22 protein-coding genes are annotated in these 25,236 nt (G+C 66.8%); 5 read left to right on the top strand and 17 right to left on the bottom strand.

The annotated features are described in order from the left end of the window. Positions 1 to 17: 17 nt before the first annotated feature. From QX121_RS09300 to QX121_RS09275, 6 genes are all read right to left on the bottom strand, one after another. The gene (locus QX121_RS09300; RefSeq protein WP_315811746.1) at positions 18 to 1,433 is read right to left on the bottom strand and encodes an FAD-binding oxidoreductase; all 1,416 of its coding nucleotides are present in this window, start codon (positions 1,431 to 1,433) and stop codon (positions 18 to 20) included. A gap of 119 nt (positions 1,434 to 1,552) precedes the next feature. Next, positions 1,553 to 3,262: a nickel ABC transporter ATP-binding protein NikE gene (gene nikE / locus QX121_RS09295; RefSeq protein WP_409999324.1), complete on the bottom strand. Its 1,710-nt coding sequence runs from the start codon at positions 3,260 to 3,262 to the stop codon at positions 1,553 to 1,555. Further along, positions 3,262 to 4,122 (bottom strand): ABC transporter permease, encoded by an 861-nt coding sequence (locus QX121_RS09290; RefSeq protein ID WP_315738483.1) that lies wholly within the window; start codon positions 4,120 to 4,122, stop codon positions 3,262 to 3,264. The genes nikE and QX121_RS09290 overlap by 1 nt, the downstream gene beginning before the upstream one ends. A 2-nt stretch (positions 4,123 to 4,124) precedes the next feature. Continuing rightward, positions 4,125 to 5,156, bottom strand: coding sequence for an ABC transporter permease (locus QX121_RS09285; RefSeq protein ID WP_315738484.1), 1,032 nt, complete (start codon positions 5,154 to 5,156; stop codon positions 4,125 to 4,127). 18 nt (positions 5,157 to 5,174) lie between these two features. After that, a complete protein-coding gene (locus tag QX121_RS09280; RefSeq protein ID WP_315811744.1) occupies positions 5,175 to 6,794 on the bottom strand; it encodes an ABC transporter substrate-binding protein in 1,620 nt (539 codons plus the stop codon). A 113-nt stretch (positions 6,795 to 6,907) separates the two neighbouring features. Next, positions 6,908 to 8,323, bottom strand: a complete 1,416-nt coding sequence (locus QX121_RS09275) for an NAD(P)/FAD-dependent oxidoreductase (protein WP_315776049.1) — start codon at positions 8,321 to 8,323, stop codon at positions 6,908 to 6,910. Between the two features lie 210 nt (positions 8,324 to 8,533). Between QX121_RS09275 and QX121_RS09270 the strand changes: the two genes are divergently transcribed. Beyond that, a complete protein-coding gene (locus tag QX121_RS09270; RefSeq protein WP_315811743.1) occupies positions 8,534 to 9,430 on the top strand; it encodes a LysR family transcriptional regulator in 897 nt (298 codons plus the stop codon). Position 9,431: 1 nt separating this feature from the next. Here QX121_RS09270 and QX121_RS09265 read toward each other — a convergent pair whose 3' ends face one another. The 3 genes from QX121_RS09265 to hydA form a co-directional block, all read right to left on the bottom strand. Further along, entirely contained in the window at positions 9,432 to 10,193 is a 762-nt protein-coding gene (locus QX121_RS09265) for an SDR family oxidoreductase (protein ID WP_315811742.1), read from the bottom strand. A gap of 1 nt (position 10,194) precedes the next feature. After that, a complete protein-coding gene (locus tag QX121_RS09260) occupies positions 10,195 to 11,166 on the bottom strand; it encodes an NAD(P)-dependent oxidoreductase (RefSeq protein WP_315811741.1) in 972 nt (323 codons plus the stop codon). A gap of 198 nt (positions 11,167 to 11,364) precedes the next feature. Next, positions 11,365 to 12,834: a dihydropyrimidinase gene (gene hydA, locus QX121_RS09255; protein WP_315811740.1), complete on the bottom strand. Its 1,470-nt coding sequence runs from the start codon at positions 12,832 to 12,834 to the stop codon at positions 11,365 to 11,367. A 128-nt stretch (positions 12,835 to 12,962) separates the two neighbouring features. Between hydA and QX121_RS09250 the strand changes: the two genes are divergently transcribed. Then, positions 12,963 to 13,622 carry an aspartate/glutamate racemase family protein gene (locus QX121_RS09250; RefSeq protein WP_315772054.1) on the top strand — a complete coding sequence of 220 codons (660 nt, stop codon included), beginning with the start codon at positions 12,963 to 12,965 and terminating at the stop codon, positions 13,620 to 13,622. 250 nt (positions 13,623 to 13,872) lie between these two features. Here QX121_RS09250 and QX121_RS09245 read toward each other — a convergent pair whose 3' ends face one another. Then, on the bottom strand, positions 13,873 to 14,799 hold the full coding sequence (locus QX121_RS09245) for an N-carbamoyl-D-amino-acid hydrolase (RefSeq protein ID WP_315781830.1): 927 nt from the start codon (positions 14,797 to 14,799) through the stop codon (positions 13,873 to 13,875). A gap of 27 nt (positions 14,800 to 14,826) precedes the next feature. Further along, positions 14,827 to 16,056 (bottom strand): amidohydrolase family protein, encoded by a 1,230-nt coding sequence (locus QX121_RS09240; RefSeq protein ID WP_315811739.1) that lies wholly within the window; start codon positions 16,054 to 16,056, stop codon positions 14,827 to 14,829. 249 nt (positions 16,057 to 16,305) lie between these two features. Here QX121_RS09240 and QX121_RS09235 point away from each other — a divergent pair, with 249 nt between their 5' ends. From QX121_RS09235 to upp, 3 genes are all read left to right on the top strand, one after another. Next, a complete protein-coding gene (locus tag QX121_RS09235; RefSeq protein ID WP_315811738.1) occupies positions 16,306 to 17,562 on the top strand; it encodes a GTP cyclohydrolase II in 1,257 nt (418 codons plus the stop codon). 15 nt (positions 17,563 to 17,577) lie between these two features. Then, entirely contained in the window at positions 17,578 to 18,801 is a 1,224-nt protein-coding gene (locus tag QX121_RS09230) for a URC4/urg3 family protein (protein WP_315811737.1), read from the top strand. Positions 18,802 to 19,071: 270 nt separating this feature from the next. Further along, the gene (upp, locus tag QX121_RS09225; protein ID WP_315738496.1) at positions 19,072 to 19,701 is read left to right on the top strand and encodes a uracil phosphoribosyltransferase; all 630 of its coding nucleotides are present in this window, start codon (positions 19,072 to 19,074) and stop codon (positions 19,699 to 19,701) included. 6 nt (positions 19,702 to 19,707) lie between these two features. Here upp and QX121_RS09220 read toward each other — a convergent pair whose 3' ends face one another. Genes QX121_RS09220 through QX121_RS09195 form a run of 6 tightly spaced genes read right to left on the bottom strand, consistent with a single transcriptional unit; the run spans position 19,708 to position 25,235 of the window. Continuing rightward, positions 19,708 to 21,081, bottom strand: a complete 1,374-nt coding sequence (locus QX121_RS09220) for an amidohydrolase family protein (RefSeq protein ID WP_315811736.1) — start codon at positions 21,079 to 21,081, stop codon at positions 19,708 to 19,710. Next, the gene (locus QX121_RS09215; protein ID WP_315811735.1) at positions 21,078 to 21,971 is read right to left on the bottom strand and encodes a polysaccharide deacetylase; all 894 of its coding nucleotides are present in this window, start codon (positions 21,969 to 21,971) and stop codon (positions 21,078 to 21,080) included. Before QX121_RS09215 ends, QX121_RS09220 begins: the two co-directional genes overlap by 4 nt. Continuing rightward, positions 21,958 to 22,776: an ABC transporter substrate-binding protein gene (locus tag QX121_RS09210; protein ID WP_315811734.1), complete on the bottom strand. Its 819-nt coding sequence runs from the start codon at positions 22,774 to 22,776 to the stop codon at positions 21,958 to 21,960. The genes QX121_RS09215 and QX121_RS09210 overlap by 14 nt, the downstream gene beginning before the upstream one ends. 4 nt (positions 22,777 to 22,780) lie before the next feature. Beyond that, positions 22,781 to 23,548 (bottom strand): amino acid ABC transporter ATP-binding protein, encoded by a 768-nt coding sequence (locus tag QX121_RS09205; protein WP_315811844.1) that lies wholly within the window; start codon positions 23,546 to 23,548, stop codon positions 22,781 to 22,783. After that, positions 23,545 to 24,399 carry an amino acid ABC transporter permease gene (locus QX121_RS09200; protein ID WP_315811733.1) on the bottom strand — a complete coding sequence of 285 codons (855 nt, stop codon included), beginning with the start codon at positions 24,397 to 24,399 and terminating at the stop codon, positions 23,545 to 23,547. Before QX121_RS09200 ends, QX121_RS09205 begins: the two co-directional genes overlap by 4 nt. Further along, positions 24,396 to 25,235, bottom strand: a complete 840-nt coding sequence (locus tag QX121_RS09195; protein ID WP_315811732.1) for an ABC transporter substrate-binding protein — start codon at positions 25,233 to 25,235, stop codon at positions 24,396 to 24,398. Before QX121_RS09195 ends, QX121_RS09200 begins: the two co-directional genes overlap by 4 nt. Position 25,236 lies beyond the last annotated feature (1 nt).

Raw genomic sequence — 25,236 nt, 5'->3', positions numbered from 1 at the left:
GCGACATCAGCATCGAACTAAACGTTCGGCAGCAGCTTGCCCGGGTTCATCAGCCCATGCGGATCGAGCGTAGCCTTGAGCTGTCGCATCAGTTCCAGCTCGAGCGGCGGCTTGCACAGCGGCATCTCGGCGATGCGGAGCTGGCCGATGCCGTGCTCGGCGCTGATCGAGCCCCGGCGGCGGGTGATCTCGTCGTGGACGATACGGGTGATCCGCGCACCGTGCTCGTAGAACTGCGCCTCGCTCATATCGAGCGGACGCATCAGGTTGTAGTGCAGGTTGCCATCGCCGAGATGGCCGAACACCATGGGCCGGACGCCCGGCAGCGCCGCACGGACTGCTGCATCCATCACATCAACGAAATCGGCGATCTCGGCGACGGGGAGGGCGATGTCGTGCTTGACCGCCTTGCCCTCGCGCACCAGCGCCTCCGACACGCCTTCGCGCACGCGCCAGAACGCCTTCGCCTGCGTGCCGTCCTGAGCAACCACGGCATCTGAGGCGATCCCGTTCGCCATCGCCTCGGCCAGCGCAGTTTCGAGCCGCACGGTCAGCGCGCTCTCGTCACCAATGTCGCTCAGTTCGATCAGCACTGCCGCGCCGGGAAGCGCCGCGAATGGCAGCCGCGTGTCCGGCATCTGGCGCAGGATCATCTCCAGCGTCGCCGAGGTCAGGAACTCGAACGCGGTGAGCCGGTCGCCGCAATGCGCACGCGACAGCCGCAGCAGCGCGAGTGCGGCGGCTGCATCGGCCACGGCGACGAAGGAGGTCGCACGCGCGGTCGGCTGCGGAAACAGCTTGAGCACGGCGCCGGTGATGATGCCGAGCGTTCCTTCCGAACCGATGAACAGATCGCGCAGCGCGTAGCCGGTGTTGTCCTTGCGCAAGGAGCGCAGGCCGTCCCAGATCCGGCCGTCCGGGAGCACCACCTCGAGGCCGAGCGTCAGCTCGCGCATCACGCCATAACGCAGCACGGCGACGCCGCCGGCATTCGCCGCGAGATTGCCGCCGACGGTGCAACTGCCCTCGGAGCCCAGGCTGAGCGGAAACAGCAAGCCGGCCGCGCGCGCGGCGTCCTGCACCTTGGCCAGTACGACGCCGGCATCGACCACGATGGTCTGGCCGATGGCATCGACCGCGCGGATACGGTTCATCCGCGCCAGCGACAGCACGACCGCCCTTCCGCCCGCATCCGGCGTCGCGCCGCCGGACAGGCTGGTGTGGCCGCCCTGGGGCACCACGGCGGAGCGCGCCTCGGCGCAGGCCACCATCACGGCCGCAACCTCCGCGGTCGAGCCGGGGCGCACCACCGCAATCGCCGCGCCGTGATACTTGCCGAGCCAGTCACGCAGATAAGGCGCCTGATCGTCGGCTGCGACGAGAACATGGGCGTCGCCAACGGCGCTCCGCAGCCTTTCGATCAGCTCCGTCATGATCAGCGCTTCGACCTTTCAAGATGCAGATGTTGCGATGGGCGGAAATTAACAGGACAGGCGAGGCCGTCCCCAATACCAAGTTGTCCGCCGTCCATAATCGATTGTTATGGGTGGGTTCAGGCCGATACCAGCGCCGCTGGCCGAGCGATATGCGGCACGGCGTCGACCAGCTCGCGCGTGTAGTCGGTCTGCGGGTTGGCGAACAGCGCCCGGCTCTCGCCCTGCTCGACGATCAGGCCGGTACGCAGCACGATGGTGCGGTCGCACATCATGCGCACGACGTTGAGATCGTGGCTGACGAACAGGAAGGCGAGATTGTCCTCGCGCCGAAGACGGTTCAGGAGCTGCAGCACCACGGCCTGCACGGAGACGTCGAGCGCCGCGGTCGGCTCGTCCAGCACCAGGAGCCGCGGCCGGCAGGCGATGGCCCGCGCAATGCCGACGCGCGCCTTCTGCCCGCCGGAGAGCTGATGCGGGAAGCGCGACAACAGCTCGCGCGGCAGCCCGACGCGGTCTGCGCATTCCTCCACGCGCTGGCGCAGCTTGTCGCCGTTGCGCATGTTCATCAGCCGAAACAACGGATGAGCGATGCAGTCGAACGCGGTATAGCGCGGATTGAGGCTGTCGTTCGGATCCTGGAAGACGATCTGAATGTCCTTGCGCAGCTCGCTCGCGTGGAAGTCGCGTGCCAGGATCTGGCCGATCGGCCGCCCGTCGAACAGGATCTCGCCCTCGCTGGGGTCGATCAGGCGGCAGATCATGCGCGAGGTCGTGCTCTTGCCGGAGCCGCTCTCGCCGACCAGGCCGACGCTCTCGCCGCCGCGCATCGTCATCGAGAAGTCGGCCACCCCAACGGTGCCGTCGTCGAAGCGCTTGACGATGTTCTTGACGTCGAGCAGCAGCGGCGTGCCGTGCGGCGGAGGCGGCAGCTCGCCTATCTCGACCAACGGAATCCTCTCGCCATCGGGCACCAGATCCTCGATGCGCGAGGTCGCCGTCGGCGATGCCGCGACCAGACGCTTGGTGTAGGGGTGCTGCGGGCGATGGAACAGCGTCAGCGGCTCGGCCTGCTCGACCAGCCTGCCCTGCTCCATCACCACGACGCGCGCGCAGTAGCGCGCGGCGAGCCCGAGATCATGCGTGATCAGGATCGTCGCCATGCCGCGGTCGGCGGCGATATGAGCGAGCAGGTCCATCACCACCTTTTGCGTGGTGACGTCGAGGCCGGTGGTCGGCTCGTCGGCGACCAGGAGCTGCGGACTGCAGGAGATCGCGATCGCGATCATCACGCGCTGGCACATGCCGCCGGACAGCTCATGCGGATAGGCGCCCATGCGCCGCTCGGGATCGCGGATCTGCACCGCCTTGAGCAAGCTCAGAGCCTCGGCCTGCGCCTCCTGCCGCGACAGACGGCGATGGGCGAGGATCGCATCCGCAATCTGCTGGCCGACGGTGCGGATCGGGTTGAGCGCGGCGCGCGGGTTCTGGAAGATCATCGCCATGGCTGCGCCATGCAGGCTGCGCAGATCGGCGCCGCCGGCGCGGGTGATGTCCTGGCCCTTGAAGCGGATGCAGCCATCGGTGATGCGGCCGGCCTTGTCGAGCAGATGGGTGATGGCAAAGCCGGTCACCGATTTGCCGGAGCCGCTCTCGCCGACAAGGCCCAGCATCTCGCCGGGCTGCAGCGACAGCGACACGCCGCGCACCGCCTCGACGAGGCCGCGACGAGTCGAGAAGGTCACCTTGAGGTTCTCGACCTCGAGCAGCGGCGCCGTCACGTGCGCATCCTCGGATGCGCCCGGCTCTGCTTGGTTTTGACGAGACATCACGTGCGCATCCGGGGATCCAGGATGTCGCGCAGGCCGTCGCCGAGCAGATTGAAGCACAGCACCGCGCTCATCAGCGCAAGTCCGGGAAACGCCACCAGCCACCAGCGCCCCGTGGAGATGAAGCGTGCGCCCTCGGCGACCATGATGCCCCATTCCGGCGTCGGCGGCTTGACGCCGAGGCCGATGAAGGAGAGGCCCGCGGCATTGAGAATGGCCCAGCCGAGATTGAGCGAGATCTGCACCGCCATCGCCGGCAGCACGTTCGGCAGCAGGAAGCGCAGCACCACGGCGATGTGGCTCTCGCCGCAGGCCCGCGCGGCCTCGACCCAGCCGAGATTACGGCGGATGTTCACTTCGGCGCGGGCGAAGCGGATGTAGAACGGCAGATTGATGATCGCGGTCGCGATCACGATGTTCTCGACGCGGTTGCCGAGCGCGGCGACCATCGCCATCGCCAGCACGAACAGCGGGAACGCCATCAGGACGTCGACGAAGCGGCCGACCGCCTTGTCGAGCCGGCCGCCGGCATAGCCGCACAGCGCGCCGACGACCGACCCGAGCGCGAAGGACACGGCGACCGCCGTCACCGCGATGGTAAGATCGAGCCGGCTCGCGACGATCAGGCGGCTCAGCACGTCGCGGCCGAGCTGGTCGGTGCCGAACCAGTGCGCCGCGCTCGGCGGCTGCAGCGCGGCGGAGACCTCGGACGCGACCGGATCATAAGGCGCGAGCCACGGCGCAAAGATCGCGATCAGTGCCAGCAGCAGCGCGCCGCCGGCTGCGACGGCGGTGACCGGATTGCCGCGTAGCACGAACGCGGTATGGCGCAGGGTCGACGCGGTCTCGATCGTGCTCATGCTCACGCCACCGTCGCCCTGGGATCGGCGATGCCATAGAGCAGATCGACCAGGAGATTGACGATCACGAAGATCGTCGCCATCAGCAGCACGAAGCCCTGCACCGGCGCGTAGTCCGACACCAGCAGCGCATCGAGCGCGTAGGAGGCGACGCCCGGCCAGGAGAACACCTTCTCCACCAGCACGTTGGCGCCGAGCATGGTCGAGAATACGATGCCTGCGATGGTGATCACCGGAAGGATCGCGTTGCGCAGCGCATAGGTGACGACGATGCGCCACCACGACAGCCCGACCGAGCGCGCGGTGCGCACGAAGTCGCTGCCGAGCGACACCAGCATCGAGGCGCGGGTGATCCGCGCCAGCGGCGCGATCACGAACAGCGCCATGGTCAGCGCCGGCAGCATCAATTGCCGCGCCGCCGCCCACCAGCCCTCGAGATCGCCGGCGAGCAGGAAATCGATGATCAGGAAACCGGTGCGCTGCGGCGGCAGCGTGGCGAAGATGTCGATGCGGCCCGTGGGGTCCGGCGCGAAGCCGAGCAGATAATAGAACACGTAGATCAGCAGCAGACCGGAGACGAAGGTCGGCACGCAGACGCCGAGCGAGCAGAACAGCCGCACGCCGTGATCGACCAGCGACCCTGGCCGGAGCGCTGCGAGCACGCCAAGCGGCACCGCCGAGACCAGCGCGATCAGCAACGCGGTCAACGTCAGCTCCAGCGAGGCCGGCAGCCGCTCCTTGAGGTCCTTGGCAACGGCCTGCCCGGTCATCATCGAACGGCCGAGATTGCCGCGGCCGACGTCGTACAGATAGATCGCGAGCTGGTTCGGCAGCGGCTTGTCGAGCCCGAGCTGCCGGCGGATCACCTCGATCTCCTCCTGGCCGGCATTGGGACCGGAGGCAAAGAACACGGCCGGGTCCCCCGGCAGCACGCGCATCAAGAGAAAGGTGAACACCAGGACGCCGAACAGCGCCGGCAGCGACGAGACGAAGCGCCGTCCCGCCCGAGCCAAGGTTGCGCCGATCGTGCCCATGGTTATCAGCCGTCCCCGTTACTTGCGGCTCAGGTTACGATAATCGACCTGCCGCGTGAACTGGTAGACATAGCCATCCACCGTCGGCTGCATCACCGCGTCCTGCGCCGCCTGCCAGATCGGGATCTGGAACATCTGGTCGAAATGGACGGCGTTGAGCGCCTTCCCCTGCTCCTCATATTTCGCCTTGTCGGCCTCGAAGCGCGCCTCCTGCGCGATCTTCTCCAGCTCGGCATTGTCGGTCGAGGAGTAGTTCCAGCGCTGCTTGCCGGTGTAGAAGTTGCGATAGAAGTAGTCGGTCGAGGGCAGCCAGGCGACGATGCCCTCGGTGAAGAACGGCAGCTTCTTCTCGTTGATCGCGGTCGACATCTGCGCATCCGGCAGCTTCTGGATGTCCACCTTGATGCCGATCTTGGCGAGCGATTCCTTGACCAAAGCGGCCATCGGCTCGGCGGTCGCCGCCTGGCCGACATTGAAGCTGAAGGTGGTGGAGAAGCCGTCCGCCATGCCGGCGTCCTTCAGATAGGCCTTGGCCTTCTCCAGATCGAGCTTGATCGGCTGCGGGATCGGATAGCCGCCGCTCGGCGGCTTGCCGTCGGCCCACGTCGCGCCGTAGAGCGGCGCGCCGCGGCCGAACAAGGCCGCCTTGAACATGTCGTCATAGGGCAGCGCGGAGGCGACGGCGCGACGCACATTGACGTTGTCGAACGGCGGGATGGTGTTGTTCATCGAGATGAAGGTCACCGCGTTGTATTGCGGCGTCGAGATCACCTTCAGCTTGCCCTTGCTTTCCAGCGACTGCACGTCGCTCGCCTGCAGATCGATGACCAGATCGGCATCACCGCGCTCGACAAGGTTGGCGCGCGTCGCCGGCTCCGGCACAGACTGGATGATCAGGCGCTTGAACGCCGCCGGCTTGTCCGGCGTGCCGCGGTTCCAGGCCTCGTTGCGCTTGGCGATCACTTGCTCGCCGGGCTTGAAGGTCTCGACGATGTAGGCGCCGCTGCCGGCCGCGTTCTCCTTGGTCCAGTTCAGCGCCCAGGGATCTTCAGCCGTCGCATGCGCCTTGGCCAGCTTGGAGTTGATGATGATCGGATAGACGGTCGCGAGATTCGGCAGCGCCAGCTTGTCCGGCTTCGGCAAGGTCACTTCGAACGTCAGGGGATCAATGACCTTGAACTGATCGGCCGACGTCAGCGAGCCCGTCAGCAGTTGCGCCTTGCCGAGGATCGGCGCGCTGACGCAGCGGTCGAGCGACCATTTGACGTCCTCGGCCGTCACCGGCGAGCCGTCCTGGAACTTGGCGTCGGGGCGCAGCTTGAAGGTGATCTTCAAACCGTCAGCGCTGACCTGATAGGATTCAGCGAGCTCGCCGGTGATCGTGTCGAGATCGAACACCCACTTACCATTGAGCTGCTTGCGACCGAACGACACCAACCGGTCGTAGCTCGACATCGACAGCGCGAAGGCCTCGCGCGTCGAGCCCGGAATGTTCGGATCGAGCGTGTTGACGGTGGCACCGGTGACATAGCGCAGAGTCTCGGCGCGGCTCTGCGCATGCGCCGATGGCGCAACCAGCATCACCGCGAGCAAGGCGGTCGCGGCGAACAACGAACGTTTGGACATCTCGAAACTCATCGCCCTTGTTCCCTCATTGGTCTCAAAATCCGGGACTGAAATACCCTGCCAGCGGTCACCGGCGACGCAAGCGCAGCAGATGGAAGCGCATCAGATGGAAGCGCAGCAGCAATTCACGTGCCACGGCGCACCTCGGCCTGCTTCACATCGTAGGCCTGGAAGCTGGCCCAATGCTTGTCGATGTCGGCCTTGAACAACCCGCGCGTCAGCCCATGCACGAGCTTCGGCACCGCTGTGGTCATTGCATTGATGGAAGAACCCGACGCGCCGAAGCTCATCGTCGAGGCAATGGCGAAAACATGGACGTCGCGGATCCACGGCGTCCGGCCAGCCACACGCTCGCACAGCGCATAGTCGTCGGCGAGATAGGGAAAGGCGCCGAGCCGGTCGTTGCGCTCGCTGGCGTCGGGCGTGTAGCGATCGCACCAGCGTGCGATGTTGGCGGCAAAGCGCTGCAGCTCCGGACGCTTTGCGAAGTCCATCGAGATGCCCGTCGCGCTGACTACGAAATCGACTGTGACTTCGTCTTGCGGTGTCCGCAGCACGACTCCGTCGGACGTCTCGCACGCGGCCACGATCGGCGCGCCCTCGTGTAGATGGAACGCGGCATGACGGGCGCAGCGATCATAGGTGTGCTGCGGAAAGCCCTCGCGCAACTCGAGGACCGCGCGCATGAAACGCCAGCGCCAGACGTCGTCGAGCTCGGAGAAATGCCGCAGGAAACCGCGGAACGTCAGCCAGCGATAGGGCTGGATCAGCTGGATTTCCGTGCGGCGGCATAGCAGATCGACGCGCGCCGCACCGGCTTCGAGCGCAGCCGCCGCATTGTCGAACGCCGAGGCACCGGCGCCGATCACGGCGACGCGGCGGCCGCGCAAGCTGTCGAAATCGATCTCGGCGCCGGAATGGGCGCCGCGCGTTGCGGGCAGATCGCGCAGCGGCTCCGGAATGCTCCAGTCGCCCATCCCCTCCTGCCCGGTCGCCAGCACGATCTTGCGGGCGTAGATCGTCGCCTCACCATCCTTGCTGCGCACGGTCGCCTGCAGCAGTCCATCAGCGGCCGGCGCGATATCGACGACTTCGCAGCCGTTGCGCACGGGAAGGTCGAGCACCTCGCGATACCAGGCGAGATAGTCTGCCCAATATTCGCGCGGAATCAGGTCAAGATTGCGCCAGCTCTCGCCGCCGAACTTCGCCTCGTGCCACGCCTGATAGGTCAGACAGGGTATGTCGAGATCCGGTCCGGTGAAATCTTTCGGGCTGCGCAGGGTCGGCATGCGCGCATAGCTGAGCCACGGTCCTTCGCGGCCAGCTTCGGCCTTGTCGAGCACGAGAATGTTGCTGACGCGTGAGCGCAGCAGCGCGAAGGCGGTGGCAAGACCCGATTGGCCGCCGCCGACGATCAACACATCGCGCGCAGGTCGGCCATCGGGACCGATGATAGGCGTCAGCCATGGCATGCTGGGATGCGCGATCCTGGCAAGATCGCTGCGGACCTGGGCCGTCAGCGCGGCGAGACCGGCGCTCATGCCGGCCACCGGATGAAACACGCGCAATCGCGATCGACACGCTCGCTGTCGCTCACGCTCTCTCCATCAGTCATGTCACCCGGCGAGCGAAGCTTAGCAAAGCGAGCCTGGAGCCGACCATACCGATTTGTCCGCCGCCCATAACAGCTTGTTATGGGACGGCAGCGGCAGCTAGAATCGACAGCCATCCGCAGCGAGACAAGAGGTCGCATGCCGCTCAATCTGCGCCAGATCGAGGTGTTCCGCGCCATCATGATGACAGGCTCGATCAGCGGCGCTGCGCGGCTGCTGTCCGTGTCGCAGCCCGCGATCAGCCGGCTGCTGGCCTATACCGAGGATGGCCTCAAGCTCAAGCTGTTCGAGCGCATCAGCGGCCGGGTGCAGCCGACGCCGGAGGCCAGGCGGCTGTTCGCCGAGGTCGAGCACGTCCATCGCGGCGTCGCGCGCATCAACGATCTCGCCGACGAGTTGCGCGCGGGCGGCACCGGGACGATCCGCGTGGTGGCGAGCCCGAGCGCGGGACACAGCATGGTGCCGGAGGCGCTGGCGCGGCTGCGCGACCGCTTTCCCGATCTGCGCGTCGAGTTCGAGTCGCTGACCCTGCTGGAGATCGTCAGCCGCGTCGGCACAGCCCGCGCCGATCTCGGCATCACCGTGCTGCCGGTCGACGAGCCGACAGTCGCGGTCGAGACGATCGCGGAGGGCGCGCTGCACGTAATCATGCCGGCCAATCATGCCCTGGCGAAGCTGCGCAGCGTCAGGCCGAAGGACATGCTGCCCTATCCGCTGGTCGGCTTCGGCCCGCAGACGCCTTATGGCCACATCGTCACATCGGCCCTCGCCGGCGGCCCGGAGCCGACCACCATCGTGCGCTACACGCCCGACGCCTGCGCCATGGCCCGCGCCGGCGCGGGCCTTGCCGTGGTCGACGAATTCGTGCTGCGCGGCCGCGCCTGGCCCGACCTCGCGGCACGGCCACTCGCACCGAAGATTCCGATGCGCGCGTATCTGCTGACGCCACGCTTCGAGCCACTGTCTCGCAACGCGGCCGCGCTTGCGGACATTTTGCGCGGGCGCGATCGGAAATCCGGCACTGCGAGGCGTTGAGCTACGCCGCCAGCCAGCCGCCATCGACCGGCAGCACGATGCCGGTCGTGAACGACGCCTCGTCGCTGGCGAGGAACAGCGCGGCGGCCGCGACCTCGTCTGCCGCGCCAAAACGCTTCATGGCGTGGCGCTGGCGCGAGGCCTCGCGCACCGGCTCGGGATCGGCGTGGCGCGCAAAGCTCCGGCGCAGCAGCGGCGTGTCGATCGCGCCCGGCGCCAGCGCATTGACGCGGATGCCATCGGCGGCGAAGTCGACCGCCATGGTGCGGGTCAGGCTGATGATCGCGCCCTTGGCGGCGATATAGGCGCTGTTGCCTTTGCCGCCGGCGACCGCAAGCTGCGACGCCACGGTGATGATCGATCCGGCCTTCTGCTTCTGCATGATCGGCACCGCGACCTTGGCCCACAGCCAGGTGCCGCCGACATTGGCGCGGAACACCGCGTCCCAATCCATAGGATCGGTCGTGACCACGGTGCCGCCACAGGAGAAGCCGGCCGCGGTCATCAGTACGTCGAGCCGGCACCGTGCCCCGGCCACGCCCTCGATGGTCGCCTTGGCGAAGTCGGCGTCACCGACATCGCCGACATGGACGCTGCCATCCCCGCCCGCGCTCCGCACAAGCGCCAGCGTCTCATCCGCGCCCGCAGCGTCGCGATCGACCAGGGCGAGATGTGCCCCCTCGCGCGCGAACATCACGGCGCTAGCGCGCCCAATGCCGGAGCCGCCGCCGGTGACGATCGCGACCTTGCCTGCGAGCCTCATCTCAATCTCTCCCGTGCTGATCGAACCAGCGGCCGAAATGCTCGGCCGATGCCGCGCAGTCGAAGCGAGCGCGCCAGCCGAACTCCTCGGCCAATCGCGTCGTCGACAGCCGGCCGCGGTTCGGAGCAAACACCGGCACCGTCGGCGCCTCGCCCTGCTCCGCGAGCCGGCAGACGAAACCGGAGCGGCCTTGCGCGAAGGCGCGGCCCCAGGCCTCGGCGGTAAACATGGCTGCGTTGGAGATGTTGTAGAGCCTGTGCTGCGGCCTCTCGGCTTCCAGCAACCGGCGGACGGCGTCGGCGACGTCGACCGCATAGACCCAGTCCTTGTCGCCCGGCTCGTTCAGCAGCGCCGGCGCATTGCGCGCGCAACAGGCCGCGATCAGCGCCTGCGGCGATGGCGTGTCGCGCACGCCGCCGGCGCGCTCGAAAGGGCCGAAGACTGCCGACAGGCGCACGCTGATCACGTCGGTTTGCCACAGGTCCGACAGCCGCGCGGCGACGCGCTCGGAGGCGAACTTGGTGATCGCATAGAGCGACACCGGCTCGCACGGTGTGGTCTCCTCCAGCACGGCAAAGCGCTGACCGCTGGCGCCATAGGACGCCGCCGAGGACAGGTTGATGACGCGGCGGATGCCGCTGCCGCGCGCCGCCTGCAGGATCGGCACCTGCGCCAGCAGATTGACCGCGAGGATGCGCTCGGGGTCGGCGGCATCGCGCTCGGCTCCGGCGGTGATCGCCGCGCCCATCACGACGGCATCGCAACCATTGCCGATCGCGGCCGCGACAGCGCTCGCATCGGTGACGTCGCCCTGCACCAGGTGCAGACGCTCGCGATACGGCGCAAGGGCGCGCTGCGCTGCCGCCGGCAAACCTGCTGCGTCAAAGATCGTCGCGGCATGGCCGCGCTCCAGCAGGCCTTGCGCAATGTTGAGCCCGACGAAGCCGGCGCCGCCGAAGATCAGGACATGCATCAAAGAGTTCCTCGCGTGGACAGCGATCGACGAAGGGCGTTCAGCTCTCTCCCCACGTCATGGCCTAGCGCCGTCCCGGCCATCCACGTCCGACGGCATCCTGGGAAGCACGTGGATGCGCGGGTCCAGTCCGGCCATGACGGCGAAGAGCGGAGCGACCGCGTCAACATGATCAGCTACTCCAACAGCTCTTCGCGCCTAGAGCAGCTTCGCCCCAAAATTCTGCTCCGGGTCCATATCCGCGACCAGGCGCCCCGTCGGCTTCGCAGCCTCGCCACCGCTGCGGGCGAGGAACTGGCCGGAGCCGGGCTGGGCCGACAGTCTGCCGCCGTCAACGATGACGCGGCCGCGCGACAGCACGGTCACCGGCCAACCCTGCACGCTGCGCCCCGCAAATGGCGTGTAGCCGGCGAGGTCGTGCATGGCGGCATCGCTGATCGTGACGTGCTTGTCCGGATCCCACAGCGCGATGTCGGCATCGGCGCCGATCGCGATCGCGCCCTTTCTCGGATGCAGATTGTAGATCTTGGCCGGCGCCGTCGCTGTCAGCTCGACGAACTTGTTGAGGCCCAGCCGCCCCTTCGACACCATCGCGTCGAACAAGAGCGGCAGCCGCAGCTCCAGGCCCGGCAGGCCGTTGGCGATCTGCTTGAAGTTGGGGTTGGGGCCGGCGCGCAGCTTGCCGGTCTCGTCGAACCGATACGGCGCGTGATCGGAAGAGATCGTCTGCAGGTCGCCGAGCGACAGCGCCTGCCACAGCGCCTCCTGATCGGGCGCGCGGCGCGGCGGCGGACTGCACATCCACTTCGCACCCTCGATGCCGGGCTTGTCGAGATCATCAGCCGTCATGAACAGATATTGCGGGCACGTCTCAGCAAACACCTTCAGCCCCTGCCCGCGCGCATCCCGGATCACCTTGGCGCCTTCCGCGGTCGAGACGTGGAAGATCATGATCGGCTGATCGACGAGGGCGGCCATGCCGATCAGCCGGTTGAACGCTTCGGCCTCGGAGAAGCGGGCGTGGCTGATGGCGTGATATTTCGGCGCGGTGTAGCCGCGCGACAGCAGCCGCTTCACCATCCAGGAGATGATGCCATGGTTCTCGGCGTGCGCGCACAGCATGGCGCCGCCTTCGCGCGCGGCGACGAGAATGTCGAGCAGCGGCTCGTCGTCGATCTTGAGCCGGTCGTAGGTCATGAAGATCTTGATCGAGCCGTGGCCCTGGCGGATCAGCGCCGGCAGATCGCGCTCCAGCGTCTCCCTGGTCGGATCGGCGACGATCATGTGGAACGCGTAGTCGATCACGGCCCCCTTGCGCGCCAGCGCGTGATAGTCCTCGACCACCTGCGGCAACTGCATGCCGACATGCTGGGCCGCGAAGGAGATCACGGACGTGGTGCCACCGAACGCGGCCGACGTGGTGGCGCTCTCGAACGTGTCGGCATTGACGATCCCTGCCGCCGAGAGCTGCTCGATATGGCAATGGCTGTCGACGCCGCCGGGCAGCACATATTTGCCGCGCGCATCGATCTCGCGCTTGGCCGGGCCGAGCCCGCGGCCGATCGCCGTGATGGTTTCGCCTGATATCGCGACGTCGGCCTCGAACGTGTCGGTGGTGGTGGCGACGCGCCCTCCCCGGATGATCAGGTCATAGGCCGGCTCGGTCATCGCGATCTCCTAGTTCTGCCAGATGGAACGCCGTGGACGCGAGACGACCGCATCGGCCCCATTGCGTCAGCCATGGCATAGTGGTTGCCTGTCACGCGCCGTCAACACTGAAGAAGCAGGTAGCACCCATGTCCCGCCCGCGCATCACCGTGATCAATCCGAACTCCAACCAGGTGGTCACCGACGGCTTGGCGGCGGCGCTCAAGCCGCTGATGTTCGCCGACGGGCCGGAGATCGTCTGCGAGACCTTGAAGGAAGGTCCATACGGCATCGAGAGCCAGAAGGACGCCGACAGCGTCACCCTGCCGCTGCGGCGTCTCGTCGAGGGCGACAACGCGTCCAGCGCGTTCGTGATCGCCTGCTACAGCGACCCTGGCCTGCATGTCTGCCGCGAGGCCACGGCACGGCCGGTGCTCGGCATCGCCGAATGCGGCGTGCTCACCGCGCTGACCCGCGCCGACACGTTCGGCGTTCTCGCCATCGCGCAGCGCTCGATCCGCCGCCACATCCGCTATCTCCGCCAGATGGGCTTGATGGATCGGTTGGCCGCGGAACGGCCGTTGGACATGACCGTGGCGGAGACGGCGTCAGGCGAAGGCACCTTGGCGAAGATGATCGCGGTCGGCCGCGCGCTGAAGGAGGAGGACGGCGCCGGCGCCATCGTGATGGGTTGCGCCGGCATGGCGCGGCACCGGAAGAGCTTAGAGGAGGCGCTGGGGATTCCGGTGATCGATCCGACCCAGGCTGCGGTGACGATGGCGCTCGGCGCGGTGGCGTTTGCTGGGTGAGTGGCGCTGAGCCTTGCGCTCTGCATTCGCTGATCTGCCCGACCGGTCGCCTCACACACGGCTGTCGTCCCGGCCTTGAGCCGAGACCCATAACCACCGGCTGCGGTGAGGCAGGCAACTAACAGTCACGTTCCTCGATAGCTTCCGCGGTATGGGTCCCGGCGTTCGCCGGGACGACACCATTGTCGTCGCTGGAGTCGAGCACAATAACTGCGATCTGCTTAGCTCCGGCAGCTAAAAAACTCGTTGTTCACTCCGGCGGCACCGCGCCCGTGCGGCTGGTGATCAGCCCGTAATGCTCGATCCGCCGATGCCTTGCGAAGTCGAAGATCGTCTGCTTGCCGAACCGCGTCGCATCGAGATCGCACGGCACGACCAGCACCTCGTCCCCTTCCGTCACGGCTTCCGCGACGATCTCGCCGTCGGGATTGACGATCAGGCTGCCACCGATCAGGTGATGGCCGTCCTCGACGCCGGCCTTGGCGACCGCCACCACCCAGCACGAGTTCTGATAGGCGCCGGCCTGCGCCGAGAGGCGATTGTGAAACAGGCGCTGCTGCAGGCCCTCGGCGCTCTTCAATGAGTTCACCGACGGCGTGTTGTAGCCGATCAGCACCAGCTCGACGTCCTGCAGCCCCATCACGCGATAGGTCTCCGGCCAGCGGCGGTCGTTGCAGATCGCCATGCCGATGATGCCGCCAAGATCGCGCCACACCGGAAAGCCGAGATCACCCGGCTCGAAATAGCGCTTCTCCAGATGCTGGTGGCTGCGCTCCGGTTCGAACTCCTCGTGGCCGGGCAGATGCACCTTGCGGTACTTGCCGACGATGGTGCTGCTGCGATCCGTGAGGATGGCGGTGTTGTAGTGGTGCCCATCCGGCGTCAGCTCGGCATAGCCGAGATACATCGCCATACCATGCTGCGCAGCGCGATCGAACAGCGGCTGCACGGCGGCATTCGGCATCATTAGCTCGAACCAGCTATCGACCTCCACCTGATTCTCCATGTACCAGCGCGGAAAGAACGTCGTCAGCGCCAGCTCTGGATAGACGATGAGATCGGCCCCCCGGCGCTTGGCCTCGTCCAGCAGTGCGATCATGCGCGCCACCACCGCCTCGCGGCTGTCGGCGCGCTGAATCGGCCCCATCTGGGCGGCGGCAACGTTGATCACGCGCATGGTTGGTCTCCTATTCTAACTCTAGCGTCACCCCGGCCGATGCAGCAACGGCCGCGTCCGCGAGAACGATGGCCGGCCGCGCTTGAGGCCCCATAGCGGCTGCGCCAGGGTCGCCACCGTCTCGGTCGGCGTCGACGCATCGATGCAGACCAGATCGGCAGGCGCGCCGACCCTGATGCCATAGTCGTCGAGACGCATCAGCCGGGCCGCATCATGGGTCACCATGTCCAGGCAGGCGGCGAGATGGTCAGGGCGTGAGACGTGGCAGACATTGGCATAGAGATTGGCCATGCGGATCAGCGAGCCGTCGCCATAGGGCGTGAACGGGTTGAGCACGTTGTTGGTCGAGAGCGAGCAGGTCACGCCCGCAGCGCGTAGCGGCTCCAGGGGGACGACGCCGCGTGGGATCGCATGATCCTGCCGGCGACCCATCAGATGCAGGTCGGTCGAGGGCAGCACGGTGACGGCGACCCCGGCATTGGCCAATTGCGCAGCGATGGCTTTGAAGCGCTGCGGCGGCAGTAGCGACAGCTGCGTGACGTGACCGACGGCGACGCGGCCGCCCCAGCCATACTCCTCGGTCTTGCGGCAGACATATTCGATCTGCATGTGATCGAGCGTCTCGGCGAGATCGAGATGCATGTCGATGTCGACGTCGTGCTCGCGCGCGATCGCGAAGATGCGGTCGATCTGCGCCGGCGGGTCGGTGTCGAAATACGGGGCGGCGCCGATGGTTCGCGCGCCGCGGCGCAGGCCTTCGATCAGCAGCTCCTCGGTGCCGGGATAATTGGTGAGACCTTCCTGCGGAAATACGCAGATCTCGAGATCGAGCGCCCAGGCATAATCCAGCGCGAGCCGCCGGATCGCCTCGAAGCCGATGAAGCCGATGCCGGGATCGAGCTCGACATGGGTGCGCATGCGCATCGTGCCATGGCTGACGCAGCGCTCCACCGTCTGCTTCGCTCGCGCGTAGACATCATCAGCGGTGAAGTTGCGCTTCGCGGCCGCGGTCTCGCGCACCGCCTCGGCGACTGTCCCGTCGCGGATGGTGCAGCGGTCGAGGATGCAAGTCTTGTCGAGATGGATGTGCGTCTCGATGAAGCCGGGAACGACGAGGCAATTCTCCGCGTCGCGCTCCGCGCCGTCGGCTGGCAGCGACGGCGCGATCGCCGCGATGACACCATCGGAAATTCCGATATCGGCGCGGCGCAGTTCGCCCTGCTGCGCCAGCATCGCGTTGCGAATGATCAGGTCCATGCTGCCGCCAGGGATTCCATACGCGCGCCAAGCTGGCGGCCCGGCTGCGAAAAGGCAAGCGCCATGCCAAGGCCCGTCCGCCGCAACGCGCGGCCAGCGCTCGATACCATTCGTTTACAAATAGACGGCCGCCGGGAACCACTTGTTTGCCGGGGAAAAACTGCTATATTGATGCATGGAAAACGTGAACTCGTTCTGCTCAGGCCCGTCGTCAAGGCGGGCCGTTGCCGTTTTGGGGGTAGCTGTCCGATGACTCGCTCCAACCGTACGGATCACATTCGCCTGACCTCGCACCCGGTGCCAGGCGCCAAGCACAATTTCCCGCTCCACTGGGGCGCCGAGAGCGCGCGCGAGCGCGGCCCGATCATCGGCACGGTGTCGCGTCCGCAGGACCGCAACGTGATCGGCAGCCATGGCGGCTCCTACACGGTCTACCGCGCGCTCGCGGTATCATCTGGTGCGCTCGATCCGATCCGCCGTCCGGATCTCACCAACACCCATCCCGCCGCTACCATCGGCCCGTTCGCGCAGTGGCGCGATCCGGCGAAGATCGTCGCGCTCGATCCCTGGGGCCATCTGGTCGCCGAGAATTTCGGCGGCGAGATCGCGGAAGGAATCGATATCCGGCCGACGATCGCCGTGACCAAGGCGCGCATCGAGCTGCCGGAGCTGCATGCGGCGCTCGCGGCCAAGCGCCTCGTTCATGATGGCGATGTCGTGCACGCCAACAGCAGCGTGTCGGTGGTCAAGATCGCGATCGATCCGGTGTGGTACCTGCCCGGCGTGGCCGCGCGGTTCGGCACCAGCGAGACCAATCTGCGCCGCGGCCTGTTCGAGCAGACCGGCGGCATGTATCCGGAGCTGGTGACCCGGCCCGACCTGCAGGTGTTCCTGCCGCCGATCGGCGGCACCACGGTCTATCTGTTCGGCGACGTCGACAAGCTCAATGACAGCCGGACGAAGATTACATGTCGCGTGCATGACGAGTGCAACGGCTCCGACGTGTTCGGCTCCGACATCTGCACCTGCCGCCCCTATCTGATCCATGGCATCGAGGAATGTGTCGCGGCCGGGCAGAACGGCGGCCTCGGCATCATCGTCTACAACCGCAAGGAGGGCCGCGCCCTCGGCGAGGTGACGAAGTTCCTGGTCTACAATGCGCGCAAGCGCCAGGAGGACGGCGACGCCGCGGCGGCCTATTTCGAGCGCACCGAATGCGTCGCCGGCGTGCAGGATGCGCGCTTCCAGCAGTTGATGCCTGACGTCATCCACTGGCTCGGCATCAAACGCATCGACCGCTTCATCTCGATGAGCGACATGAAGCATGACGCACTGGTGGGCCAAGGCGTCGACATCGTCGAGCGCGTGCCGATCCCGGACGAGCTGATTCCGGCGGATGCCCATGTCGAGATCGCGGCCAAGAAGGCGGCCGGCTATTTCTCGCTGGAGCCGCAGAAGCCCGAGGCGCTCGGCGACACCGTCGGCCGGCCGCTCGAGAAATACTGAGCGAAGCCTGAGCTCATGGACGACGTCTCCTACCTCCTCTCGGCCCGCGCAGTGCGCGAGCGTGCGCATCAGATGCTGGCGCTCGGTCTTGCCGACAAGCTGTCGCATTTTCGGGTCGAGATCGGCAAGCTCGATGCGATCGCCGACCTCGTGCTGGACGTCACCAGCAAGGCCTATCCCGATGGCGAGGTGCCGTTCCACTCGCGCTGGCGGCATTTCGTGGTCGGCGGCGTCGATCGCTGGGCCGCTGTCGCAGACAAGATTCAGTGGAATGATGCGGCCTCACGGGCGCGCGCCGAGTTCGATCTCGCCATCACCAGCGTGCTGCTCGACGCGGGCGCCGGCGCGGCGTGGCGTTACCATGATGTCATAAGCGACACGCGTATCGGCCGCTCCGAAGGGCTGGCACTGGCGAGCCTCGACATGTTCGCACGCGGTGCGTTTTCGGCCGATGCAAGCCATCCGCTGCGGGCCGACGCCGCGAGGCTGCAGCACATCATCGTCGCCGATCTCGAACGCGGCTTCCAGGTGAGCGCCGACAATCCGCTGGTCGGACTCGAAGGCCGCGTTGCGCTGCTGCGCCGGCTAGGCGAGGTCACGGCTGCAAAGCCGGAGATCTTCGGTCGGAAAGATACCCCACGTCCCGGCGGTCTGTTCGATCAGCTCGCCGCTGGTGCGACCGGCGGCCACCTCCAGGCCGCTGACATTCTGCAGCAGGTGCTGCTGCAGCTCGGCCCGATCTGGCCGTCGCGGCTGACGCTGCAAGGCATCGCGCTCGGCGACTGCTGGCGCCATGCTTCCCTGGTCACCGATGACGCGACCAGCGGTCTCGTCCCGCTGCACAAGCTGTCGCAATGGCTGAGCTATTCGCTGATCGAACCGTTGCAGCGCGCGGGCCTGGTGGTCGAGAACATCGACGGCCTCACTGGCCTTGCCGAATACCGCAATGGCGGCCTGTTCGTCGATGGCGGCGTGCTGGTGCTGCGCGACCCTGCCGATGCCGCGCGCGCCCATGCAGTCGACTCGCCGCTGGTGGTGGAATGGCGCGCGTTGACCGTCGCCCTGCTCGACCGTCTGGCCTTGCTGATCCGTCAGCGCACCGGCCAGACCGCGGAGCAGCTGCCGCTGGCGCGAATCCTCGAAGGCGGCAGCTGGGGCGCCGGCCGCAAGCTCGCCTTCGCTCGCCGCCCGGACGGCTCGCCGCCGCTGACCATCATCAGCGACGGCACGGTGTTTTAAGGGGGGTTGAGGTTAAACTCATCGATCTTGCGCCTCCGTCATTGCGAGCGAAGCGATTTGTCCGCCATAGCCCGAAGGGCGACGGCGGAAGCAATCCAGGGCCAGGAAGGAAGTCTGGATTGCTTCGTCGCTCCGCTCGCAATGACGAAACTGATGAAGTGCCTGTAGGGTGGGCAAAGCGCAGCGTGCCCACCATTCCAAGCTGAGCTAATATCAGGTGGGCACGGCGCTTCGCGCCTTCGCCCACCCTACGCTTCGGAGATGAAAGCCATGGAAGGCGTCACGGTCGTCGATCATCCCCTGGTGCAGCACAAGCTGACCTTGATCCGCGACAAGTCGATCTCGACCAAGTCGTTCCGCGAGCTCTTGAAGGAGATCGGCATGCTCCTGTGCTACGAGGTCACGCGTGACCTGCCGCTCACGGAGGTCGAGATCGAGACGCCGCTGGCGCGGATGCAGTCGGCCAAGATCGCCGGCAAGAAGCTGGTGTTCGTACCGGTGTTGCGCGCCGGCGTCACCTTCGTCGACGGCATGCTCGACCTGGTGCCGACCGCGCGCGTTGCCCATATCGGCCTCTACCGCGAGCCGCAGACCTTCACCGCCGTCGAGTACTTCTTCAAGGCGCCGTCCGACCTGCAGGAGCGTCTCGCCGTCGTCGTCACACCGGTGCTCGCGACCGGCAACAGCGCGGTCGCCGCGGTCGACCGGCTCAAGGAGCGCGGCGCCAAGGACATCCGCATGGTCTGCATGATCGCGGCGCCCGAGGGCGTCGAGCGCGTCCGCGGCCTGCATCCCGATGTCGCACTGTGGACCGCCGCGATCGACGAGGGCCTCGACGACGACGCCTTCATCGTTCCCGGCCTCGGCGACGCCGGCGACCGCGCCTACGGCACGAGGTAGCAGCGGTCAGCCGGCGAACGCGGCCTGCGCCTCTGGCAGCGCCCAGATCCTCTCGATCGCAGCAGTACCTGCGGCCATGATGGCCGCCTCGTTGCCGTGGAGATAGCGACCGTCGTGGATCAGCAGCCGGCCGTCGACCATCACCTGGTCGATGTTGGCGCGGTTGGCGAGGGCGATCAGGCCGCGGCGGGGATCGTGCAGCGGCTGGAGATGCGGATGGGTCATGTCGATGACGGTGAGATCGGCGGTCGCACCCTGTGCTATTACGCCCAGATCAGGCCGCTTGATCATCGCGGCGGCGGTCGCCGTGACCGCGTCGATCAGTTCCGGCGCGCTCGCGGTCTCGGCGCTTCCCAGCGCGATCTTCGAGATCATCGACGCCGCGTTGAGCTCGCCGAGCAGGTCCATGTTGTAGCCGTCGGTGCCGACCGCCGTGCGTACGCCATGCGCGGCGAAGCGGCCGAAGGCGGCGGTGACGCCGGCGCGTGCGAAGACGCGCGGGCAGTTCAGCACGCCGGCACCACGCGCCGCCATCAGCGCAAGGTCCGCATCGGTCGAGGCATGGCAATGCGCCGCCAGCAGATCTGGACCAAGCAGGCCGAGCCAATCGAGATACTCGGCCGGGGTGCGGCCGTCATAGCGCTGCGCGATGGTCGCGACCTCGCCTGCGCTCTGCGCCATGTGCGTCGTGATGGGAATGTCGAGCTCGCGCGCCCGGCTCGCAGCCGCGCGCAACAGATCCGGTCCGCACGTATCGGTCGCGTGCGGGCTCATCGCGAGACGAATACGGCCGTCGCCCTGGCCGTGCCAGCGCCGATACAGCGCATTCCAGATTGCCATGTCGGCTTCGCCGTCATTGCCCGCGTAAGTCACGACGCCGGAGGCATCCGCCTTGGCATCTGATGTCGAGAACAGATAGGGCGCGCCATAGAAGCGCAGGCCCATCTCGAGAGCCGCATCGAACAGCTCCGGAATCGTGTTGCGGAACGGCTCCATGACCGTGGTGGCGCCGCCCTTCAGGAGCTGCAGCACCCCCATGCGGCCGATCGCCAGCCGCTCCTCCGCCGAGAGGATCTCGGCCCCGCGCTTGGACAGCGGCAGCAGCACCGTGTAGACGATGCTCTTGTTGTTGCGCCGGCCGTTGCCGTCCTCGGTGAGCGTGCGTGCGATCGCCTCGCTGAAGATGTGGTTGTGCAGATTCAACAGGCCCGGCAGCACGAAGCGGCCGGGCCGGTCGAACACCTCGTCCGCCGCAGGCTTATCGGCCGTCACGGCTGCGATCTGCTTGCCCTCGATCAGCACCCAACGGTCGCGCAGCACATCCTGCGCGCCGTCCTTGCGCGCCAGCACGTAGCTGCCGAAGATCGCGGTCGTGCTCATGCGTCCTTCGCTTCCGCCGCCTCATGACGCTGATAGTTCGCCGCGATCTCGGCCCCGGTCGTGATCCACACGTCCCGGCACGATTTGGCGTAGGTCAGGAACTCGCGCAACAGGCGGAAACGCATCGGCCGCCCCGAGACCTGCGGATGCAGCACGGTCGTCACCATCGCGCCCCAGTCGCGGACTTCGTCCAGCTCGTCCTTCCACATCGACAGCACATGCTCTTTCGGAAAGATCGAGCGCGGCGAGAACCGCGCCGACAGGCCGTGCATCCAGTCGTCATAGCTCGCGGTCACCGGGATCTCGATCGTGCCCGGCTTGCCGTCGGCGAGACGGTGTCGATAAGGCCTGACGTCGTCGCGGAACGACGAGGTGTAGATGATGCCCTGCCGCACCAGCGCTGTCAGCAGCTCCTCGCAGAACTCGCCGAACGGCGCGCGGTAGCCGATCGGACGGACGCCGAGCCGGCGCTGGATCGCCTCGAAGCCGCGCTCGATTTCCTCGATGATGAAGGGATCGCCGGGATCGGGCAACAGATGGTGATAGCCGTGATGGCCGATCTCGTGCCCCGCCTTCAGCACGGCTTCCGCCATCGCCGGATGCGCGTCGACCGACCAGCCCGTGATGAAGAACGTCGCCTTGAGATCGAGCTCGGCGAGCAGCTCAAGCAGCTTCGGCGTGCCGACGCGCGCCTCGAAGCCACCGAAGCTCATCGTCACCAGACGCGCGGCGTGCGCCGGATCCTTCGAGGTCCAGGCGCTCTCGGCGTCGATGTCGAACGACAGGAACATGGCCGCGCGATACGGCTCAGGCCACGGATAGTCCGGCGCCGGCGGCGCGGTGTTGGCGGGAATGAGCGGAATGCCTGCGAGCGCCTTACTGTCCGGCATTGATCAGCACCTTCTCGATTCCGTTATCGCTGAGCTTCCACTTCACCAGCAGCGCCTTGTAGCTGCCGTCGGCAATCAGGCCCTCCAGCGCGTCGCGCAAGGCCTCGCGCAGCTCCTCCGCCTTCACCGGCGTCGCCAGCCCCGTATATTGGTAGGCGATCGGCGCGCCGATCGGCACATAGGTGTTCGGCTCGAGATCCATGATGTAGGGCAAGGTCTCGTTGCCCTGCACGGCGGCGTCAATGCGGCCCTGCTTGAGCTGCGTCCGCGCATCGGCCGAGCCTTCCGTGCCGACGAACTGAATCGGGCTCGCGCCGCAGTTCTTCTCGCTCCAGGCGGCGATGTCCTTGGGGAACATCGTGCGCCTGCTGGCGCCGACCTTCTTGCCGCACAGCGCGGCCGGCTCCTTGAACTCGGCCGCGCGCGACGCCTGGACGAAGAAGCGCGGACCGCTGCGCAGATAGTCGAGGAAGGTCGCGGTGTCCTGCCGGCTCTTGTAGTCGGTCATGCCGGTCAGGATGATGTCGAAGCGTTGCGTGGCGAGGCCCGGCATCAACTGGTCGAAGCTGGTCTCCTGCCACACCGCCTTGACGCCGAGCTTCTTGGCCAAGGCCTCGCCGAGCTCGACATCGAAACCGGTCAGGGTCGCGGTGGCCGGATCCTTGAACTCCATCGGCGGATAGTTCGGCACCACCGCGACGCGCAGGCCGCTCTGCTTGATCTCGGCCGGCAGCTCTGCGGCGAGAGCCGCGCCCGCCACGGCCGCGCTCATGAACCCAGCCAACATGATCGACTTCAAACCCATCACCTCACCCCACTTCAGCTGCCAGGAATGCCTTTGTTCTCGCCTCGCGCGGCGCGCGCAGCACCTCACGGGCCGGGCCGCTCTCCACGATCACACCCTGATCCATGTAGACCACCCGGTCGGCGACCTCCCGCGCGAAGCCGAGCTCATGCGTCACCACCAGCATGGTCATGCCCGATGTCGCGAGTTCCTTCATCACGCTGAGCACCTCGCCGACCAGCTCGGGATCGAGCGCCGAGGTCGGCTCATCGAACAGCACCATCCGCGGCTTCATGGCGAGCGCGCGCGCAATGGCGACGCGCTGCTGCTGGCCGCCCGACAATTGCGATGGATAGGAGCCCGCCTTGTCGGCGAGGCCCACCCGCCGCAGCAGCGCCATGGCCTCGTCCTTCGCTTCGGCCGGTCCACGCTTCTGCACCTGCACCGGCCCCTCGATGACGTTCTCCAGCGCCGTCATGTGCGGAAACAAATTGAAGCGCTGGAACACCATGCCGCAGGCGAGGCGCTGCCGCGCGATCTCGCGCTCCGACAGCCGATGCAGCCGGCCATCCTGCTCGCGGAAACCGAGCAGCGCGCCGTCGAGCCAGATGCCGCCGCTGTCGGCCGTGGTCAGCTGGTTGACGCAACGGAGCAAGGTGGTCTTGCCGGAGCCGGATTGCCCGATCAGGCAGACCACCTCGCCCTCGAACACATCGAGCGAGACTTGCTTGAGCGCCTGGAATTCGCCGAAGCGCTTGCTGACCTGACGGATGGCGACGAGCGGCGTCATCAGCGTCCCCGCGCGATGCCGCGGGCAAAACGGCGTTCGAGCAGCATCTGCAGCGGCGTCAGGATCGAGACCACGAGCAGATACCAGAGGCCGGCGACGATCAGGAGCTCGATGACGCGCGAATTGGCGTAGTAGATGTTCTCGGCCGAGTGCAGCACCTCGGGATACTGGATCACGCTGGCGAGCGAGGTCGCCTTGACCAGGCCGATGAACTCGTTGCCGAGCGGCGGGATCACCACCCGCATCGCCTGCGGCAGGATGATCCGGCGCAGCGCCTGCAGCCGTCCCATGCCGATCGCCTGCGCCGCCTCGTATTGGCCGATGTCGACCGACAGCAGCCCGGCTCGCATCACCTCCGAGGTGTAGGCGCCCTGGTTGATGCCGAGCCCGAGCAGCGCGGCCAGGAACGGCGTCATCACGTCGACGGCACGCGCGCTCCACAGACCGGGAATGCCGATGGTCGGAAACACCAGCGCGAGGTTGAACCACAGCAGCAGCTGCAGGATCAGCGGCGTGCCGCGGAACAGCCAGGTGTAGCCGGCGGCGACCGACCGCAGCACCGGATTGGGCGACAGCCGCATGATCGCGACGACCACGCCAAGCGCGATGCCGAGCGCCATCGCCGCGACCGCCATGACCATGGTGTTGACGATGCCGCGCAGGATCACCGGGGCGGTCAGGAAGCGTTCGACGTAAGACCATTCGATCTGGCCTCTGGCGAAGGCGCGGCCGATCGCCAGCAGGATCACGACGATGACGGCAGCCGTAAGCCAGCGGCCCCAATGCGCCTCGCGCGCGATCCTGTGCGCCGACAGGTCGGGAAAGCCATCGGCCAGCACGTCGGCGCGGCTCATTGCGGCGCCGCGTTGAGCATCGGCTCGCGCACCGCATTGGCGCCGAGACCCCATTTGTCGAGAATGACCTTGTAGCTGCCGTCGGCGATCATCGCCTTGATCTGCTCGGTCACGACTTCGCGAAGCCCCGCATCATCCTTGCGGAACATGATGCCCTGGTAGCCGAAGGCGATGGGCTCACCGACGATGCGATACTTGCCGGTCTCCTGCGACTGCGCATAGGGCAAGGTTTCGCTGCCCTGCACGGCGGCCTCGATGCGGCCCTGCTTCAGCTGGTTGCGGACATCGATCGAGTTCTCCCCCGGCACATATTGCGCCGCCGGCTTGCCGGCGGCCTCGCAGACCGCCTTGCTCCATTTCTCGATCTCCTGCGGGAAGCTGGTCGAGCGCGTGGTGCCGATCTTCCTGCCGCACAGATCGGTCGCGACCTTGGCATCGCTCTCCGCCAGCACGAAGAATTGCGGGCCTGTGACCAGATAGTCGACGAAGTCGGCGGTCTCGCGCCGCGAGGCGCGATCGGAGATGCCGGAGATGATGAAGTCGGCGCGCCTGGTCTGCAGCGATGGGATCAGCTCGGCGAACGGTGTCTCGCTCCAGACGATCTTGACGCCAAGCCGCTTCGCCAGCTCGTTGGCCAGGTCGATGTCGAGTCCCTTCAGCTCGTTGGTGGCGGGGTCGTGATATTCCATCGGCGCGTAGGTCGAGTTGACCGTGAGCTTGAGCACGCCAGCCTGCTTGATCTCGGCGGGCAGCTCCGCGGCCCCCGCCGGAGCAAGCGAGGCGAGGATGACGAAACCTGCGAACGACGAACGGCGCACCCTGCGACACTCCCCCATG

This window comes from Bradyrhizobium sp. SZCCHNR2028 (assembly GCF_032380995.1).
GTDB lineage: Bacteria > Pseudomonadota > Alphaproteobacteria > Rhizobiales > Xanthobacteraceae > Bradyrhizobium.
This window is presented reverse-complemented; position numbering and strand designations above follow the sequence as displayed.

Excerpts from the sequence above, each read along its gene's own strand:
- QX121_RS09300 (WP_315811746.1), bottom strand. The coding sequence starts at position 1,433 with ATGACGGAGCTGATCGAAAGGCTGCGGAGCGCCGTTGGCGACGCCCAT.
- nikE (WP_409999324.1), bottom strand. The coding sequence starts at position 3,262 with ATGTCTCGTCAAAACCAAGCAGAGCCGGGCGCATCCGAGGATGCGCAC.
- QX121_RS09290 (WP_315738483.1), bottom strand. The coding sequence starts at position 4,122 with ATGAGCACGATCGAGACCGCGTCGACCCTGCGCCATACCGCGTTCGTG.
- QX121_RS09285 (WP_315738484.1), bottom strand. The coding sequence starts at position 5,156 with ATGGGCACGATCGGCGCAACCTTGGCTCGGGCGGGACGGCGCTTCGTC.
- QX121_RS09280 (WP_315811744.1), bottom strand. The coding sequence starts at position 6,794 with ATGAGTTTCGAGATGTCCAAACGTTCGTTGTTCGCCGCGACCGCCTTG.
- QX121_RS09275 (WP_315776049.1), bottom strand. The coding sequence starts at position 8,323 with ATGAGCGCCGGTCTCGCCGCGCTGACGGCCCAGGTCCGCAGCGATCTT.
- QX121_RS09270 (WP_315811743.1), top strand. The coding sequence starts at position 8,534 with ATGCCGCTCAATCTGCGCCAGATCGAGGTGTTCCGCGCCATCATGATG.
- QX121_RS09265 (WP_315811742.1), bottom strand. The coding sequence starts at position 10,193 with ATGAGGCTCGCAGGCAAGGTCGCGATCGTCACCGGCGGCGGCTCCGGC.
- QX121_RS09260 (WP_315811741.1), bottom strand. The coding sequence starts at position 11,166 with ATGCATGTCCTGATCTTCGGCGGCGCCGGCTTCGTCGGGCTCAACATT.
- hydA (WP_315811740.1), bottom strand. The coding sequence starts at position 12,834 with ATGACCGAGCCGGCCTATGACCTGATCATCCGGGGAGGGCGCGTCGCC.
- QX121_RS09250 (WP_315772054.1), top strand. The coding sequence starts at position 12,963 with ATGTCCCGCCCGCGCATCACCGTGATCAATCCGAACTCCAACCAGGTG.
- QX121_RS09245 (WP_315781830.1), bottom strand. The coding sequence starts at position 14,799 with ATGCGCGTGATCAACGTTGCCGCCGCCCAGATGGGGCCGATTCAGCGC.
- QX121_RS09240 (WP_315811739.1), bottom strand. The coding sequence starts at position 16,056 with ATGGACCTGATCATTCGCAACGCGATGCTGGCGCAGCAGGGCGAACTG.
- QX121_RS09235 (WP_315811738.1), top strand. The coding sequence starts at position 16,306 with ATGACTCGCTCCAACCGTACGGATCACATTCGCCTGACCTCGCACCCG.
- QX121_RS09230 (WP_315811737.1), top strand. The coding sequence starts at position 17,578 with ATGGACGACGTCTCCTACCTCCTCTCGGCCCGCGCAGTGCGCGAGCGT.
- upp (WP_315738496.1), top strand. The coding sequence starts at position 19,072 with ATGGAAGGCGTCACGGTCGTCGATCATCCCCTGGTGCAGCACAAGCTG.
- QX121_RS09220 (WP_315811736.1), bottom strand. The coding sequence starts at position 21,081 with ATGAGCACGACCGCGATCTTCGGCAGCTACGTGCTGGCGCGCAAGGAC.
- QX121_RS09215 (WP_315811735.1), bottom strand. The coding sequence starts at position 21,971 with ATGCCGGACAGTAAGGCGCTCGCAGGCATTCCGCTCATTCCCGCCAAC.
- QX121_RS09210 (WP_315811734.1), bottom strand. The coding sequence starts at position 22,776 with ATGGGTTTGAAGTCGATCATGTTGGCTGGGTTCATGAGCGCGGCCGTG.
- QX121_RS09200 (WP_315811733.1), bottom strand. The coding sequence starts at position 24,399 with ATGAGCCGCGCCGACGTGCTGGCCGATGGCTTTCCCGACCTGTCGGCG.
- QX121_RS09195 (WP_315811732.1), bottom strand. The coding sequence starts at position 25,235 with ATGGGGGAGTGTCGCAGGGTGCGCCGTTCGTCGTTCGCAGGTTTCGTC.